Source organism: Streptomyces sp. NPDC041108 (assembly GCF_055592645.1).
The window spans coordinates 198,963-214,758 of the sequence record NZ_JBVIYK010000012.1; the positions used below are offsets into that span (position 1 = coordinate 198,963).

Consider the following 15,796-nt stretch of genomic DNA (forward strand, 5'->3'; position numbering starts at 1 on the left):
TGTGAGCCCGATGAGCCAGGCGGCGCAGAACCTGAACTGGTTGATCACCAATTTCGTGGACAACACCCCCGGGGTGTCGCACACGGTGGTGGTCTCCGCCGACGGACTCCTTCTGGCGATGTCCGAAGGGTTTCCCCGCGACCGTGCCGACCAGCTGGCGGCCGTCGCGTCGGGTCTGACCTCTCTGACCGCGGGTGCCTCCCGCATCTTCGAGGGTGGCAGCGTCAATCAGACGGTTGTGGAGATGGAGCGGGGATTCCTCTTCATCATGTCCGTTTCCGACGGTTCCTCCCTCGCCGTTCTCGCACATCCGGAAGCCGACATCGGTCTCATCGGGTACGAGATGGCCCTTCTGGTGGACCGTGCCGGTACCGTCCTGACGCCCGATCTGCGTGCGGAGCTCCAGGGCAGCCTGCTCAACTAACAGTCAGACGGTGCGTTTTGACGTCCCGGGGCCGTAAGGTTTCGGGACGCGGCTTCCAATGAGCCATGGATGCCAGCACAGTCGGAGGAGGAGAGAACGTGGCAACACCCCCAGGCGGTTCATCGTCGGGCAACTGGTCCTACCCTGGCCAGGGGCCGGGCCAGGGTGACCAGAACCGGTACAACTTCCCCTCCGCACCGAGCCGCCAGCAGCCGTACGCACCGCAGGGCCCCGGCCCTTCTCCGTACGACCAGCCGCCGGCGCCGCGTATCCAGCCCGTGCAGCCGCAGCGCCGCACCCCTGAGCCGTCGCCCGCGGGGGCGGCGACCAACCCTCTGGTGCGTCCGTACGCCATGACGGGCGGCCGCACCAGGCCCCGCTACCAGCTCGCCATCGAGGCACTGGTGCACACCACCGCGCAGCCGCACCAGATGCAGGGCCAGTTGCCCGAGCATCAGCGGATCTGCAACCTCTGCCGGGAGATCAAGTCGGTGGCCGAGATCTCGGCCCTGCTGACGATCCCTCTCGGCGTGGCCAGAATCCTCGTCGCCGACTTGGCGGAGGCGGGTCTGGTCGCCATTCATCAGCCCGGCGGCGACGAGAGCGCCGGCGGCCAGCCAGACGTGACACTGCTCGAAAGGGTGCTCAGTGGACTTCGCAAGCTCTAGCGGCGGTCCTTCCCGCTCCACCACCTCGGCGAAGATCGTGGTGGCGGGTGGCTTCGGCGTGGGCAAGACCACGTTCGTCGGGGCCGTCTCGGAGATCAACCCGCTGCGTACCGAGGCCGTGATGACGTCCGCGTCCGCGGGCATCGACGACCTCACCCACACCGGGGACAAGACGACCACCACGGTCGCCATGGACTTCGGCCGCATCACCCTCGACCAGGACCTCATCCTGTACCTGTTCGGCACCCCCGGACAGGACCGCTTCTGGTTCATGTGGGACGACCTCGTCCGCGGCGCCATCGGCGCCATCGTCCTCGTCGACACCCGCCGCCTCGCCGACTGCTTCCCCGCCGTCGACTACTTCGAGAACAGCGGCCTCCCCTTCGTCATCGCCCTCAACGGCTTCGACGGACAGCAGCCGTACAACCCGGACGAGGTCCGCGAGGCGCTCCAGATCGGACCCGACACCCCGATCATCACGACGGACGCGCGACACCGCTCGGACGCGAAGTCGGCGCTGATCACGCTGGTCGAGCACGCGCTGATGGCCCGCCTGCGGTAGGCCTGCGGCGCTCAGCCGAGTATGAGAGGGACCCCTTCCTGTGCGCTGTGCGGGAGGGGGTCCCTTTCGTGTACCGGCCCGCACACACCCCGCACGCCAAAGGGCCCCCTCCCGCAGGAGGGGGCCCTTTCAGGACACGGCTCAGCGCCAGCTGTGCGGCGCCCGGAACCCCGGCTCGCGCTCCAGGCGGCGCCACCCCGCGCGCAGGCGGCCGCGGTGGACCGGGACGGTCTCGGCGGGCTGGGCGGCGGCACGGGCCAGGAGCAGCGCGGTGATCGCGGCCACTTCCTCGGGCTCGGCGTGGCCCTTCTCGACGCGAATATCAGGCAGCTTCATGGAAGTCAGTCTCCGTGGATGAGGTTTCCGCAGGGGTACCGGGAGGGAACCGACGGGTTACTGCGGCGGGTTGCCGTGCTTGCGGGACGGCAGGTCCGCGTGCTTGGTGTGGAGCATCGCGAGGGAGCGGATGAGGACCGCGCGGGTGTCCGCGGGGTCGATCACGTCGTCGACGAGGCCACGCTCGGCCGCGTAGTACGGGTGCATCAGCTCGGCCTTGTACTCCTTGACCATCCGGACCCGCATCGCCTCGGGGTCCTCGGCCTCGGCGATCTGCCGCCGGAAGATGACGTTGGCGGCACCTTCGGCGCCCATGACGGCAATCTCGTTGGTCGGCCACGCGTACGTGAGGTCGGCGCCGATGGACTGGCTGTCCATGACGATGTAGGCGCCTCCGTACGCCTTGCGCAGGATCAGGGAGATCCTGGGCACGGTCGCGTTGCAGTACGCGTACAACAGCTTGGCGCCGTGGCGGATGATTCCGCCGTGCTCCTGGTCGACGCCCGGGAGGAACCCGGGGACATCCAGCAGCGTGATGATCGGGATGTTAAAAGCATCGCACATCTGGACAAAGCGCGCAGCTTTTTCGGATGCCTCGATGTCCAGGACGCCCGCGAGGGACTGCGGCTGGTTGGCGACGATGCCGACCACCTGGCCGTCGAGCCGGCCCAGCGCGCAGATGATGTTGCGGGCCCAGCGCTCGTGGACCTCCAGGTAGTCGCCGTCGTCGACGATCTCCTCGATGACCTTGGTCATGTCGTACGGCCGGTTGCCGTCCGCCGGGACCAGGTCGAGCAGGACGTCGCTGCGGCGGTCGACCGGGTCGGAGGGCTCCACGCGCGGCGGGTTCTCGCGGTTGTTCTGCGGGAGCATCGACAGGAGGTAGCGCACCTCGGCGATGCAGGTCTCCTCGTCGTCGTAGGCGAAGTGGGCCACGCCGGACGTCTCGGCGTGGACGTCCGCGCCGCCGAGGCCGTTCTGCGTGATCTCCTCGCCGGTGACCGCCTTGACGACGTCCGGACCGGTGATGAACATCTGGGACGTCTCGCGGACCATGAACACGAAGTCCGTGAGGGCGGGGCTGTAGGCCGCGCCGCCCGCGCAGGGGCCGAGCATCACGCTGATCTGCGGGATGACGCCGGAGGCCCGGGTGTTGCGCTGGAAGATGCCGCCGTACCCGGCGAGCGCGGAGACGCCCTCCTGGATACGGGCGCCCGCGCCGTCGTTCAGCGAGACCAGCGGGGCACCGGCCGCGATGGCCATGTCCATGATCTTGTGGATCTTCGTGGCGTGGGCCTCGCCCAGCGCGCCGCCGAAGATCCGGAAGTCGTGGGCGTAGACGAAGACCGTACGGCCCTCCACCGTGCCCCAGCCGGTGACGACACCGTCGGTGTACGGCTTCTTGGCCTCCAGACCGAATCCGGTGGCCCGGTGCCGGCGCAGCTGCTCGACCTCGTTGAAGGAGCCCGGGTCCAACAGCAGCTCGATGCGCTCCCGGGAGGTCAGCTTGCCCTTGGCGTGCTGCGCCTCGGTCGCCTTCTCGCTCGGGCCGGCCAGGGCCTGGGCACGGATCTCGTGCAGTTCGGCCACTCGCCCGCGTGCGTCCGTCGGCTCACCCGGTGCCTCATCCAAAACGGTCATGTAGCGACCATACGAAGCCGAGTGAGCAAAGCGGCCCGTCGACTCCGTACAGTCTCCGGCGTGTTTTCCTGGTACCCCTGAACAGAACGTCGTCGGCATGCAGGCGAACCGACTGCTCAGGGGGTGTGGGGCTTGTAGGGGTCACACAAAGGCGCGGCGGGCGGCTCAGGCGAGAGTCAGGTCACAGGTGTGGGTGGCGCACGCCGTGCCGGGGGTGATCCGCAGCCGCAGCCGACCGCGCATCGACTCCAGCACCTCGACGGACGCGTCCGCCCGGATCACCTCGCCGAACGGGCCGTTCCAGGTGATCTCCATCGGCTCGCCCGTGCGCGGCGGTTCGCTCACGCAGAGGGTGGCGGCCCTCCCCCGGCGGCATACCAGCACGCTCGCCCCGGCGGAGGCCGTCAGCGGGCCCACCGTACCGGGCTGCCAGAACGTGGCGCCGATCAGCCCGAGCGAGGGCACGTGAACGGCCTGGCAGGCGCTGTCGTTGGCGAGGATCGACAACCAGCGCCGGTCGGCGGCACGGGCCTCGACGGCGTGGCGGGACGCCCCGGGCATGAGCAGATAGGCGTAGCCGGCGTTCACCGGATCGGTGCCGTGGTCCAGCCAGAGGGTCTGCCAGCGTCGGGTGCGGCGTTCCGAGGTGCTGGTGGAGTTGATGTCGGACCAGGCGCCGGTGCGGTCCTCGCGGAGGGTGCGTAGGGCGGGCGCGGGGGTCGGGCTGCCCGGGGTGCCCGCCGGTCGGTCCGAGAAGACCCAGCCGCCGTGGCCCTCCAGGTGCGCCCAGAGTCGGCCGCGTACCAGCGGCGGGTGGGCCGTGCCGCCGGCCGCCCCCAGGTTCCGGTTGTCGACCACCGTCTCCACCGGTACCCCGTCCGCGCAGGTGATGCCCGCTCCGAGGCAGAGCACGCCGTCCGCGAGGCAGAACCACGACTTGCGGGCCTCCAGCGTGGAGCCGAGCCCCTTGAGGTGCTGGCCGATCGCCGCGTACTCGCCGTCCGTGGTGCCGCCGACCCAGCGCGCCGCGGGCTTCGGAGCGCCCCATTCGCCGCCCTCCCGGTCGGCGAGCCGCTTGGTGGAGACGGTGGTGCCGGGGAGGCGGTACCAGTCGACGGTGGGCCAGAACCAGTCCGTGTACTGGTCGCCGTGCCCGGCGGCCCACCAGAGGGTGGCACCCGCGCCCGTGTGCCAGCCGCGCGGGTTCTCGCCGTTGCCGCACTCGTAGTGGGCGATGCGGTCGGAGGCCATGGCGATGTTGACCGCGAAGCCCGGACGACGGTGGACGGCCCGGTCCATGGCGGGAAAGAGACGGTGGCCGACGGGTTCGGGCGCGGCGGCGACCGGGGACGCGGCGACGGCGTGCAGCCTGGCCAGGTCCGCGACGCCGAACTGTCTCGCGGTGAGGATCGGTGTGACCGTGTCACGGGCGATCCACCCCTTGATCCGTCCGTGCCACCGCTCGCGCTCGGCGGGTGTGGCGCCGAGCGCGAGCAGCGCGATGGCGGCGATGATCCCCTGGCCGTGGAAATGGTCGCTCCGCAGGATGTGGCGGTCGTCGCCCTTGAGGTAACCCCGGCTGATGGCACGGCCGTTGACGCTGTCCATCACCAGCCCGTCATGGATCAGCGGCGCGTACGCCCGTTCGACGCCGTCGAGGACGATCTGCCGGTTCGGGTCGGTCACCTCCCACTCGGACCCGGCCAGCAGGGCGAAGAGCCTGCCCAGCCCGTCGAGCATGACCTGGCCGTACGTCCCCGAGTAGGCGACCCAGGTGTGCTGCACGAACGAACCGTCGGCGTACAGCCCGTCCCCGCGGGTGACGTACGGGAAGACCGGCGAGAGGGCGTCCCGGGCCAGGGCGATCTTCTCGGGGGCGCGGCCGAGGATGCCACGCAGGGCCACGCAGCGGCAGAGGTCGACGCGGTTGGCGCCGGTGGAGGTGCCGCCGTACTCGTGGAGCAGCGCGTCGGGGACGAAGTGGTCGATCGCCGCGCAGGCGGCGGCCCGTCGGGCGGGGGTCAGTTCGTCGTACAGGGCGGCCACGATGTCCATCAGGAGGCGGGGGCTGCCGATCTGCCACTCCCACCAGTTGCCGTAGCGGGTGGTGGCGGGGTGGTACACCGTCGCGGTGAGGTGGTCGAGGCCGCGCAGGATGTCGGCGAGGAGGCCGGCGTCGCCGGTGCGGCCGGTGCCCGGCTGTGCGTACGCCTGGGCCATCGTCCACAGACGGCTGTAGCTCTGGGTGATTCCCGCGGGCGGGTCGAAGCGGTGGCCGGGCCAGAGGGAGTCCGCGGTGGGCTCCATGGCCGCGCGGAAGGCGTGGGCGAGGTCGCCGGTCTCCCGCAGCCGGGTGGCGTAGGGCTCGGCGGCGGAGTCGTAACCGGCGCCGAGTGCGATCGTGAGCCAGCGGCGGCGGAGGGTGTCGTACACGTCCTCGTCGGCGGTGGGCCGGCCGGCGGCGTGCGCGGTGGGGGGTGGCGGCGGCGCCAGTGCCGCGGCGAGGAGCAGGACGGTACGGCGAGTGGGGGTCATGCCCATGCCGTCTACCATCTCGTTCGGCCCGGATCAACAGTGAGTGATGGGACGATCACCGTGGCGATACGGTTGAAACTTGAACGGAATAAGTCTACGGTGGGGCGCGTTCAGTTCGTTGAACATTGAACGAGATCACTCAAGGAGTCACGTCATGGGCATCTTCGGCCGCAACAACACGACCACCGAGACCGCCACCGCCACGGCGACCACCTCCGCGGTGAACCCCGAGCTCGCCGCGCTGACCGGTGACTACACGATCGACGCGTCGCACACCACGATCGGCTTCACGGCCCGTCACGCCATGGTCACCAACGTCAAGGGCGGCTTCCTCGACTTCTCCGGCACCCTGCACCTGGACGGCTCGGACCCGACCCGGTCCACCGCCTCCATCGACGTCAAGATGGACAGCATCGACACCGGCAACGCCGACCGTGACGGTCACCTGAAGAGCGCGGACTTCTTCAAGACGGACGAGTTCCCGACGATGACCTTCCGCTCCACCGAGGCGGTCGCCCTCGGGGGCGACGACTACCGCATCACCGGTGACCTCTCGATCCTCGGCACGACCAAGCCGCTCACCATCGACCTGGAGTTCAACGGCGCGGCCAAGGACCCCTTCGGCAACGAGCGCGTCGGCTTCGAGGGCAAGGCGGAGATCCTGCGCTCCGAGTGGGGCCTCACCTGGAACGCGGCCCTGGAGACGGGCGGCGTGCTGGTGTCCGACAAGATCAAGCTGACCTTCGACATCTCGGCGATCCGGAACGCGGGCTGAGCACCGCTGAGAGCTGCCGAGACCTCAGGTTCGACCGAGCGTGAGGACGGGGCGGACCGAGAAGTCGTCGCGGAGACCGTCGCCGTCCTCGCCGTACACGAAGTCGACCAGGTCGGGGTGCGTGTGGGCGGTGGCCGGCGGCAGCCAGGCCAGCAGGCGACCGTACCCGCCGCAGACCGACTCGCCGCCGTCACCACCGCGCACCTCTCCGGTGTCGCCGGTGAGTTCGATGCTGCAGGTGTCGTGGGCGATCCGCAGGCCGAAGGCGTTGGGCGCGTTGTGGGGCCGGTGGGGTCTCCGTAAGGGACGCGGTCGAGGGGGCAGTCGTCGCCCCACCGGAACAGGGTGCCGGCCCCGGCTCCGCAGGCGTGCTCCCACTCGTCGGAGGTGGGCATGCGCAGTCCGCGTTCCGCGAGGACGGCCGGCTTGTCGGCGGGGGCTTCGGTCAGTGGCTCCCCCTCCACCGCCATGAGCACCGCGGGCAGGACGACGGTGCGACGCGGGCTGAGCACCCGCGCGAGGTGCTCCCGCAGGTCGGCGCCGTCTCCGAAGCCCTGCTCCCGACCGGCCGCGTAGTCGGCGCTCTGCTCGGCCGTCGGGCACCAGCCTTCTACGTCGAAGCCGAGGGTGACCCGGCCGCCGGGTATCAGGGCGAACTCCTGCCCGTCCCGCTCGATGCGCGCCCGGTGCGACGCCCCTCCTAGATGCTCGACGGCCTCGACGCCGACCAGCCGACCCCCCACCACTGTGGCGGCCTCACCGGCGACGCGCCGCGCGACGGCCGTCTCGAAGGACCGCCACGGCGCGAGGGTGAGCGCGGCGAGCGGGGTACCGCCGGAGAGGACGGCCGCCGGGTCCGGCGCCGCACCGGAGGAGGCGTGGACTCCGGGGATGTGAGGAGACATGGGAGGGAGCGTGGCACGGGGTCCGACAACGCCCCCGGCCGGCGGCAGGGGCAGGGCAGCGGCTCGTTCGGATGCCGTTCGGCTCGCGTGCGTTCGGCTTGCGTGCGTTCGGCTCGGCTCGGCTCGGCTGTGAGCGGACCGGGGCCGGAGGGTCCGTTCACTCGGCGGATCGGCCGGGCCCCACAGCCGGTCGACCGCGGGTCGCGCGCGGCAGGGCCGGACAGCTCCCACCCCACCCGCCCGCCCGGCCGCCGGCCGCAGCGCCCGTCCGCCCAACGCGCAGCCGGTCAGGTCTCGTTCGGGCGTCCTGTCTCAAGGGTGGTGAGTGCCGACCTCAGTCGGGTCTCACGGGTGCGGGGGGTGCGGGCTCTGAGCAGGGTCAGTACGAGGAGGTATCGGTCCGTCCTGCCCAGGCGTTCGAAGGCGTCGCGGGCGGCGGGGTTGCCGGCGAGGGCGGCCGCGAGGTCGTCGGGGACGGTCGCCTCCTTCTGGGACGCGTACGCCGCCGCCCAGCGCCCGTCCGCCCGGGCCGCGGCCACCTCCGCGAGGCCGCCGGTGCGCATACGGCCGGCGGCGGTCAGTTCGGCCACCCGTCGGACGTTCACCATCGACCAGTCGCCGCCCGGCCGTCGCGGGGTGATCCGCTGCAGGAAGTACGCCTCGTCCAGGCGTCGCCGGATGCCCGTGATCCAGCCGTGGCAGAGGGCCACGTCATTGACCTCCCCGGCGCCGACGGAAGGGATGCCGGACCCCTTCTTCGCGACCTTGACCCAGAGGCCCCCGGTGGTCGGGGCGGGGTGGGCGGTCAGCCAGGCGTCGAGGTGGTCGGCGTCGGGGAACGCCAGGGCTTCCGTGCCTGCGGGAGTGGTCATGCACCGCACGGTACGAGTGAAGCAGGACAGATCCTGACCTAGACGACCGGGTCGTCCAGCACCTGGCCGATCACCCGGCGCTGCCGTCCTTCCGGGTCGGGGCCGGAGAGGCCCGCCGTGGTCACCAGGGCCTTCCACAGCGCCCAGCCACGGGCCCTGCGCCAGGTGTCGTCGGGGAGACCGACCGCCTCACGGAAGATCTTCCGCTCCTCGCCGGTGAAGTACGTCCAGGCCATGACGAGGTCGCAGGCGGGGTCGCCGACGCCGGAGGAGCCGAAGTCGATGACGGCCGAGAGGGTGCCGTTCCTGGCGAGGAGGTTCCCGACGGCGACGTCGCCGTGGAACCACGTCGGCGCCGACGGCCAGGCGGACGTCAGCGCGTCCGCCCAGACGGCCCGGCAGGAGGCGACGTCGACCACGTCCGCCAGCCGGTCCAGGGCCTGCTCGACCTCGTCGCCGTACACGCTGGGGTGGCACCCGCGGAAGTACGAGTGCCGCCCGGCCGCCGGACCCCGGCCCGGCGGGGCCCCGCGCAGGTCGCGCAGGAAGTCACCGAGGTCGCGCGCCAGGCGCGTCCGGTCGATGCCCGGCGCGACCTCGACCGTGTCCCCCGGGAGCCACCGGCGCACCGACCACGCGTACGGGTATCCCGCCCCCGGCCCGCCGACCGCCACCGGTTCCGGCACGGGCAGGGGCACGTGCCGGGCCAGTTCGGGCAGGCAGCGGTCCTCCTTCGCCACGGCCGCGACATAGCCCTGCGCGCTCGGCAGCCGGACGGTCAGTTCCTGGCCCAGCCTGAAGGTGCGGTTGTCCCAGCCCTGCCGGTCGACGGGCCGGACGGGAAGCTCGCTCCAGGCCGGGAACTGCGTCGAGATCAGGGTGCGTACGAGGTGGGGGGTGATGTCGATCACCGGGTCAGTCTGCGCGCCCCCGCGGCCCCCGCGCACGTGCTTTTCCCCGTGCGCGGCGTGAAACCGGCAGTGGGACTGACTGGTTCACGCCTCTTGTGCGAGGGCTTTCGGCGTTCTCATAATCCAGCAACAGAAATTGACCTGGTCATGCCATCAAAGGCGCGTTCCAGTCGCCTTCTTGGCATGCCTGCGTCATGTCTGCGCTTTCGGTCGTACGAGTCATCGCATGTCACCCCCCACGGAAGGCATCACGTTGAAGCGACTCATCACCGCCCTGAAGAGATGCGCGGTCGTCGGCGCCGCCGCCCTCGCCATCGCCAGCCTGCAGCCCGTGTCCGCGGCGACCGCCGCACCGGCGCCGGTCGTCGGCGGAACGCGTGCCGCGCAGGGCGAGTTCCCCTTCATGGTCCGGTTGTCCATGGGCTGTGGCGGCGCGCTCTACACCCAGCAGATCGTGCTCACCGCCGCGCACTGCGTGGGCGCCACCGGCAACAACACCAGCATCACGGCCACGGCGGGCGTCGTGGACCTGCAGAGCACCAGCGGCCGGGTCCAGGTCCGCTCGACCAAGGTGTACCGGGCCCCCGGCTACAACGGCACGGGCAAGGACTGGGCCCTCATCAAGCTCGCCCAGCCGATCAACCTGCCGACGCTGAAGATCGCCACCACCACGCAGTACAACACCGGTGACTTCACCGTCGCCGGCTGGGGCGCGGCCGTCGAGGGCGGCGCCCAGCAGCGGTACATGCTGAAGGCCACGGTGCCGTTCATCAGCGACGCCACGTGCCGGGCCTACGGCGGCCTGTACAGCGGCCTCGTCCCGGGCGAGGAGATCTGCGCCGGCTTCGCCGCGGGCGGCGTCGACACCTGCCAGGGCGACTCCGGCGGTCCGATGTTCCGCCGGGACAACGCCGGTGCCTGGATCCAGGTCGGCATCGTCAGCTGGGGCGACGGCTGCGCCCAGCGCAACGCCCCCGGTGTCTACACCGAGGTCTCCACCTTCGCGTCCCAGATCGCGGCGGGTGCGGCCACGCTCTGAGCTGAGTCCCGCACCAGCTCTCGCACGACGTCCACGGGTCCGGCAGCTCCCCAGTGCCGGGCCCGTGCCCATGTCCGGGGCCGTGTCCGGGGCCATGCCCAATGTCCGTGCCCGTGTCCGGGGCCGGGGCCCCTGTCGGGGCGGGGTCTCAGAAGCCGCCGCCGAAGTCCCCGCCTCCCCCGAAGTCCCCGCCACCGCCGAAGTCCCCGCCGCCGAAGCCGCCGCCGAAGTCGTTCGTGTCGAAGTCGGCGCCCGAGACGTCGCCGCCCCCGTAGCCGGAGGCCGCGCCGAAGTCGCCGTAACCGGAGCCGTACATGGCCGCGTAGGACGGGGTGGCCATCATGCTGCCGAGCATCGTGCCGACGAGGAGGCCGGGGAGGAGACCGCCGCCGTAGTAGCCGCCCGCCCAGGGGCCGTAGGCCGGGCCGGCGTCCCAGTAGGGGCGGCGGCCGCCGGACGCCGTGTCCACCTCGCGGATCATGGGGTCCCGGCCGTCGGAGAGGCGTGCCTGATCGGCGGCGCAGACCGGGACCTCGCGTTCGGCGCCGAGGCCGGGGGTAAACGGGACGTCCGCGACGGAGGGGCCGTGGCGGGGGTCGAAGAAGCAGGGGGCCCGGCGTTCGGGGAGGGGGCGGCCCTCCCGGCGGGCGGCGAGCTGGGCGAGGGAGAAGCGGCCGTCCTCCAGGGTCCGGGTGACGGCACGGACGTCCTCGGGCCGGACAGCCGCCGCCATGAGCGACTTGGCCTGCTCGTACGCGTCCAGGGCCCGTTCGTAGTCGGCGCGCATCGCGTCGTCCGCGCCCAGTTCGGCCGGGTGGAAGTCCAGGCGGTCCAGTTCCTCGCCGAAGGCCGTGATGTCCTCGTCCACCACGACGGCGAGCCGGGCCAGCGCCTCGCGGCGTTCCTCCTCCTTGCGGCGGCGGTTCCGGCGCACCAGCGCGTACGCGCCCACGCCGCCCGCCGCGACGACCGCTCCCCCCACCACCAGCGCGCCCGTGTCCACGCCCTCGTCGCCGCCGCTCCAGCTCGACGGGGCCGTGCCGCCGGGGTTGCTGCGCAGGGCGTCGTCCACGAAGTCGTCGAGCTGGGCCTTCGGGTCGTCGACGCCCTGGACCGCGGAGACCAGGTTCGCCACGGCCTGCCGGCTCAGCACACTGCTGTCGGCGCGGGCGTCGAACCGGTCGCCGAGGCGGACGGAGTACAAGCCGGTCACACCGGTCTCGGTGCGGAGGTTGCGGAAGAGGTCCTGGGCCGGATAGCCGGCCGGGAGCACCGCCACGAAGACCGGCTCGTCCGCGTCCTCGATCGTGTCGGCGAGGGCGTCGGCGTCCGCCCGGGAGAGCAGGCCGGAGGCGGCCGGGTCGACGTAGACGGGGCTCTCCCGCAGGGCCGCGGCCACGGTGGAGAGATCGGTGGCCGCGTGCGCGCCCGGCGCGGCGACGGCCAGCACCGCGAGGGCGGCGAGCGCCATGGCGGCGAACGGCATCATGAGGAGGCGGAACAGACGTCGGACCGGTGCGCCTTTCATACCTTCGAAGCTACCTCGATCCGGTTGCGAACGGATGATCCCCTTTTGTGAACCGGATGGTCTCCGTCCGTGAAAGGGTGCTCCTCGTCCATGAACGGACGATCCCCGTCCGTGACCTGATGGGAGCCGACCGTCGACTTGGGCGTGCGCCCGGACGGCTGTACAACCGTTCGAGACGGGTGCGGCGCACGCACTCGGGGGCGACGGGATCACGGGGGGCTGGCGGAATGCTACGGAGAGTTCTCGCGCTGGTGGGCGCGGTGGGCGGGGCGGTGCTGTTGAGCGGTTGCGGACCCGAGGTCCTGCCGCTGGCCGGGGTGACGATGGACGGCGACGGGTCACCCCGGGTGCTGGTCCGGCCGTGCGGGGACGCCACCTACACGGCGCCGGGACTCGCGGGCTGGGCCGGCTCCGGGGAGGACGAGCCCAGCGAGGACGAGACGGACACGACGGTCTGGGAGACGGACGGCGAGTGGTCGGGGGACACGGAGTTCCCGCTGTTCTCACCGCCGGCCGCGTGGGACGCCGAGACACGGGGCGAGCAGCGTCTTCTGGCGGGCCACACCTACGAGTTCGCGTTCTACGCCCACACCGACGACCAGGTCGACGGGGCCGTGACCTTCACCGGCGCCGACCTCGCGAAGCTGAAGCCGGGGCGGGTGTGGGCCGACGACCGGGTCATGAGCGCGAAGGAGTTCGAGGAGCGCACCGAGCGGGCCTGCTGACGGCTCGGTCACCGGCACCGGGCGCCTTCCCGGCGACGGACGCGGCGGGGCCCCGGCAGCGGCCCGGACGGACCCTCGCCGCGTCCGTCCGGGCCGCCGGTTCGTCACTCCGCCGGTTCCACACCCGCCCGCAGCAGCCCGTACGTGTAGGCGTCCTCCAGCGCCTGCCACGACGCGGCGATCACGTTGTCGGCGACCCCGACCGTGGACCACTCGCCCGTGCCGTCCGTCGTGGAGATGAGGACGCGGGTCGTGGAGTTGGTGCCGTGCTTGCCCTCCAGGATGCGCACCTTGTAGTCGACCAGCTCCAGCTTGGCGAGCTGGGGGTAGATCTTCTCCAGGGCGACCCGCAGGGCGCGGTCGAGGGCGTTGACGGGGCCGTTGCCCTCGGCCGTGGCGACGATGCGCTCGCTCTTGGACCACAGCTTGACGGTGGCCTCGTTGGCGTGGCTGCCGTCGGGGCGGTCCTCGACGATGGCCCGCCAGGACTCGGTGCGGAAGTAGCGCTGCGGCTTGCCCGCCACCTCGTCGCGCAGCAGGATCTCGAAGCTCGCGTCGGCGGCCTCGTACGTGTAGCCCTTGAGCTCGCGCTCCTTGACCCGCTCGACGACGCGGCCCACCAGCTCGCGGTCGTCGCCGAGGTCGACGCCCAGTTCCTTGCCCTTGAGCTCGATGGAGGCACGGCCCGCCATGTCGGAGACGAGCATCCGCATGGTGTTGCCGACCTGCTCGGGGTCGATGTGCTGGTACAGGTCCGGGTCGACCTTGATCGCGGAGGCGTGCAGGCCGGCCTTGTGCGCGAAGGCGGAGACACCGACGTACGGCTGGTGGGTGGAGGGCGTGAGGTTGACGACCTCGGCGATGGCGTGGGAGATCCGGGTCATCTCGCGCAGGGCGCCCTCGGGGAGGACCTTCTTGCCGTACTTCAGCTCCAGCGCGGCGACGACCGGGAAGAGGTTGGAGTTGCCGACACGCTCGCCGTAGCCGTTGGCGGTGCACTGGACGTGGGTCGCGCCGGCGTCGACGGCGGCCAGGGTGTTGGCGACCGCGCAGCCGGTGTCGTCCTGGGCGTGGATGCCGAGGCGGGCGCCCGTGTCGGCGAGCACGGTGGCGACCACGGCCTTGACCTGCGCCGGCAGCATGCCGCCGTTGGTGTCGCAGAGGATCACGACGTCGGCGCCGGCTTCGGCGGCGGCGCGGACGACGGCCTTGGCGTACTCGGGGTTGGCGCGGTAGCCGTCGAAGAAGTGCTCACAGTCGACGAAGACCCGGCGGCCCTGCGCGCGCAGATGGGAGACGGTGTCGCGGACCATCTCCAGGTTCTCGTCGAGGGTGGTGCGCAGGGCGAGTTCCACATGACGGTCGTGGGACTTGGCGACGAGGGTGATCACCGGGGCGCCGGAGTCGAGCAGGGCCCTGACCTGCGGGTCCTCGCTCGCCTTGCCGCCCGCGCGGCGGGTGGCGCCGAACGCGACCAGCTGGGCGTGCTTGAAGTCGATCTCTTTCCGGGCGCGGGCGAAGAACTCGGTGTCGCGCGGGTTCGCGCCGGGCCAGCCGCCCTCGATGAAGCCGACGCCGAAGTCGTCCAGGTGCCGTGCGATGGCCAGCTTGTCCGCGACCGTGAGGTTGATGCCCTCACGCTGGGCGCCGTCGCGCAGGGTGGTGTCGAAGACGTGGAACGAGTCGTCGAGCTCGCTGGTGTCCGTCATGGTCTCAAGGCTCCTGTGTTGGATCTCGGTCGTACCGGAATGACCGGCTCCACCGTCCTCCAATGATCCCTCGCGCTGCGCTCCCGGCTGTAGGTGGGCCAGAAAAGCGAAAAACCCCTCGCGGGTGCGAGAGGTCTGCGCGCGGGTCGAGAACGACGGTGTCCGCCCGTACCTGGTCGTACGTGGCGGTCACTGCGGACCGGCGCGCCTGCTGCCAATAATCATGGCGAACGAGAGCACGGGGGCAGTCTGGCACAGACCGGTCCCGTGCTCACCCTCCGTCTCAGGATGCGAACAGTGCGCTGATCACCCGCCGGGATCGGGGCCGGGCCCCGGACTCGGGGCGCGGTCCGGTCGTGGTCACGGGCCGGCGTGCGGACCGAGGGGGCCGGGGCCGGTGCGCCCTCCTGGCGCGGCGGGAGTTTCCCCGGCCCGGCTCAGCCCAGGGACTCGTCGAGGAACTCCCGCACGTGCGCCAGGATCCGGGCGCGGTCGGTCCCGCGCAGTCCGATGGCCACATGGATGGAGAAGCCGTCGAGCAGGGCCCGCAGCCGGGCGGCGAAACGGTCCGGGTCGACCGCGCGGAACTCCCCCGACGACACGCCCTCCGCGAGCAGGGCCACCAGGTCGCGGTGCCAGGCGCCCTCGATGGCGGCCTGACGGTCGCGGGCGTCGTCGTCGGCGTTCTGCGAGCGGTTCCAGACCTCCAGCCAGAGGGTCCAGTGGGGATCGCGGTGCCCGTCGGGAACGTACAGGTCGACGTACGCCGCCAGCCGCTCGCGGGCGGTGCCCGTGCGGGTGAGCAGCCGGGCGCGCTCCGCGCCGAGCCGGCCCTCGCTCCACTCCAGGGTCCGCAGCAGCAGTTCGTCCTTGGAGTGGAAGTAGTACAGGAGGTGGCCGCTGCTCATCCCGACCTCCCGGCCGAGCGCCGCCATGGTGAGTTTCTCCAGCCCCCGCTCGGCGATCATTCCCATGGCCGCCCCGAGCACGTCCTCGCGGGGCGGGGCGCTGCCGCGCCGGCGGGCGCCTCCCTGACGGCCCGGCGGACCCGGCGGCGCGTGCGATGACGGGTGCGCGGACGCGTCCGGGGTCGCGTCCGAGGTCGCGTCCGAGGTCGCGTCCGGCGACGGATGCCGTGGCGGGTGCGGTGGTGGCGTGGTCATCCG

The 15,796-nt window shown here is 71.7% G+C and carries 14 protein-coding genes and 1 pseudogene; 6 read left to right on the forward strand and 9 right to left on the reverse strand.

The annotated features are described in order from the left end of the window. The first annotated feature begins 10 nt into the window (after nt 1-10). The 3 genes from ACZ6BB_RS30045 to ACZ6BB_RS30055 all read left to right on the forward strand — a co-directional run bounded on the left by ACZ6BB_RS30045 (nt 11) and on the right by ACZ6BB_RS30055 (nt 1,654). Complete coding sequence (locus tag ACZ6BB_RS30045) at nt 11-424, forward strand: roadblock/LC7 domain-containing protein (protein WP_005479603.1); 414 nt, start codon at nt 11-13, stop codon at nt 422-424. A gap of 98 nt (nt 425-522) precedes the next feature. After that, nucleotides 523-1,092, forward strand: a complete 570-nt coding sequence (locus ACZ6BB_RS30050) for a DUF742 domain-containing protein (RefSeq protein WP_045561500.1) — start codon at nt 523-525, stop codon at nt 1,090-1,092. Then, the gene (locus tag ACZ6BB_RS30055; protein WP_013000463.1) at nt 1,073-1,654 is read left to right on the forward strand and encodes a GTP-binding protein; all 582 of its coding nucleotides are present in this window, start codon (nt 1,073-1,075) and stop codon (nt 1,652-1,654) included. The genes ACZ6BB_RS30050 and ACZ6BB_RS30055 overlap by 20 nt, the downstream gene beginning before the upstream one ends. A 141-nt stretch (nt 1,655-1,795) precedes the next feature. Here the strand turns inward: ACZ6BB_RS30055 and ACZ6BB_RS30060 are convergent, their stop codons facing one another. From ACZ6BB_RS30060 to ACZ6BB_RS30070, 3 genes are all read right to left on the reverse strand, one after another. Next, nucleotides 1,796-1,990 (reverse strand): acyl-CoA carboxylase epsilon subunit, encoded by a 195-nt coding sequence (locus ACZ6BB_RS30060; RefSeq protein ID WP_086754761.1) that lies wholly within the window; start codon nt 1,988-1,990, stop codon nt 1,796-1,798. Between the two features lie 57 nt (nt 1,991-2,047). Beyond that, the gene (locus ACZ6BB_RS30065) at nt 2,048-3,631 is read right to left on the reverse strand and encodes an acyl-CoA carboxylase subunit beta (protein WP_215449160.1); all 1,584 of its coding nucleotides are present in this window, start codon (nt 3,629-3,631) and stop codon (nt 2,048-2,050) included. A 165-nt stretch (nt 3,632-3,796) separates the two neighbouring features. Further along, nucleotides 3,797-6,172 (reverse strand): polysaccharide lyase 8 family protein, encoded by a 2,376-nt coding sequence (locus ACZ6BB_RS30070; RefSeq protein ID WP_471618258.1) that lies wholly within the window; start codon nt 6,170-6,172, stop codon nt 3,797-3,799. Nucleotides 6,173-6,320: 148 nt separating this feature from the next. Between ACZ6BB_RS30070 and ACZ6BB_RS30075 the strand changes: the two genes are divergently transcribed. Next, on the forward strand, nt 6,321-6,941 hold the full coding sequence (locus tag ACZ6BB_RS30075; RefSeq protein WP_471618259.1) for a YceI family protein: 621 nt from the start codon (nt 6,321-6,323) through the stop codon (nt 6,939-6,941). A gap of 24 nt (nt 6,942-6,965) precedes the next feature. Here ACZ6BB_RS30075 and ACZ6BB_RS30080 read toward each other — a convergent pair. From ACZ6BB_RS30080 to ACZ6BB_RS30090, 3 genes and pseudogenes are all read right to left on the reverse strand, one after another. Further along, nucleotides 6,966-7,672, reverse strand: a pseudogene (locus ACZ6BB_RS30080) (hypothetical protein). Between the two features lie 461 nt (nt 7,673-8,133). Next, a complete protein-coding gene (locus ACZ6BB_RS30085) occupies nt 8,134-8,718 on the reverse strand; it encodes a YdeI/OmpD-associated family protein (protein ID WP_471618260.1) in 585 nt (194 codons plus the stop codon). Between the two features lie 38 nt (nt 8,719-8,756). Beyond that, entirely contained in the window at nt 8,757-9,629 is an 873-nt protein-coding gene (locus ACZ6BB_RS30090; RefSeq protein WP_471618261.1) for an aminoglycoside phosphotransferase family protein, read from the reverse strand. Nucleotides 9,630-9,882: 253 nt separating this feature from the next. Here ACZ6BB_RS30090 and ACZ6BB_RS30095 point away from each other — a divergent pair, with 253 nt between their 5' ends. Further along, nucleotides 9,883-10,668 carry a S1 family peptidase gene (locus ACZ6BB_RS30095; RefSeq protein WP_471618323.1) on the forward strand — a complete coding sequence of 262 codons (786 nt, stop codon included), beginning with the start codon at nt 9,883-9,885 and terminating at the stop codon, nt 10,666-10,668. A gap of 148 nt (nt 10,669-10,816) precedes the next feature. On the opposite strand, the gene ACZ6BB_RS30100 is transcribed toward ACZ6BB_RS30095, so the two are convergent. Then, on the reverse strand, nt 10,817-12,196 hold the full coding sequence (locus tag ACZ6BB_RS30100; protein ID WP_471618262.1) for a hypothetical protein: 1,380 nt from the start codon (nt 12,194-12,196) through the stop codon (nt 10,817-10,819). Nucleotides 12,197-12,423: 227 nt separating this feature from the next. Between ACZ6BB_RS30100 and ACZ6BB_RS30105 the strand changes: the two genes are divergently transcribed. After that, the gene (locus ACZ6BB_RS30105; protein WP_471618263.1) at nt 12,424-12,921 is read left to right on the forward strand and encodes a hypothetical protein; all 498 of its coding nucleotides are present in this window, start codon (nt 12,424-12,426) and stop codon (nt 12,919-12,921) included. Between the two features lie 104 nt (nt 12,922-13,025). Here ACZ6BB_RS30105 and cimA read toward each other — a convergent pair whose 3' ends face one another. Together cimA and ACZ6BB_RS30115 are read right to left on the reverse strand one after the other, a co-directional pair. Next, entirely contained in the window at nt 13,026-14,630 is a 1,605-nt protein-coding gene (gene cimA / locus ACZ6BB_RS30110; RefSeq protein ID WP_471618264.1) for a citramalate synthase, read from the reverse strand. A 437-nt stretch (nt 14,631-15,067) separates the two neighbouring features. Then, a complete protein-coding gene (locus tag ACZ6BB_RS30115) occupies nt 15,068-15,604 on the reverse strand; it encodes a TetR/AcrR family transcriptional regulator (protein ID WP_471618324.1) in 537 nt (178 codons plus the stop codon). Between the last annotated feature and the right edge of the window lie 192 nt (nt 15,605-15,796).

Coding starts and splice junctions, on each gene's coding strand:
- ACZ6BB_RS30045 (WP_005479603.1), top strand. CDS start 11: ATGAGCCAGGCGGCGCAGAACCTGAACTGGTTGATCACCAATTTCGTG.
- ACZ6BB_RS30060 (WP_086754761.1), bottom strand. CDS start 1,990: ATGAAGCTGCCTGATATTCGCGTCGAGAAGGGCCACGCCGAGCCCGAG.
- ACZ6BB_RS30065 (WP_215449160.1), bottom strand. CDS start 3,631: ATGACCGTTTTGGATGAGGCACCGGGTGAGCCGACGGACGCACGCGGG.
- ACZ6BB_RS30070 (WP_471618258.1), bottom strand. CDS start 6,172: ATGGGCATGACCCCCACTCGCCGTACCGTCCTGCTCCTCGCCGCGGCA.
- ACZ6BB_RS30075 (WP_471618259.1), top strand. CDS start 6,321: ATGGGCATCTTCGGCCGCAACAACACGACCACCGAGACCGCCACCGCC.
- ACZ6BB_RS30085 (WP_471618260.1), bottom strand. CDS start 8,718: ATGACCACTCCCGCAGGCACGGAAGCCCTGGCGTTCCCCGACGCCGAC.
- ACZ6BB_RS30100 (WP_471618262.1), bottom strand. CDS start 12,196: ATGAAAGGCGCACCGGTCCGACGTCTGTTCCGCCTCCTCATGATGCCG.
- ACZ6BB_RS30105 (WP_471618263.1), top strand. CDS start 12,424: ATGCTACGGAGAGTTCTCGCGCTGGTGGGCGCGGTGGGCGGGGCGGTG.
- cimA (WP_471618264.1), bottom strand. CDS start 14,630: ATGACGGACACCAGCGAGCTCGACGACTCGTTCCACGTCTTCGACACC.
- ACZ6BB_RS30115 (WP_471618324.1), bottom strand. CDS start 15,604: ATGGGAATGATCGCCGAGCGGGGGCTGGAGAAACTCACCATGGCGGCG.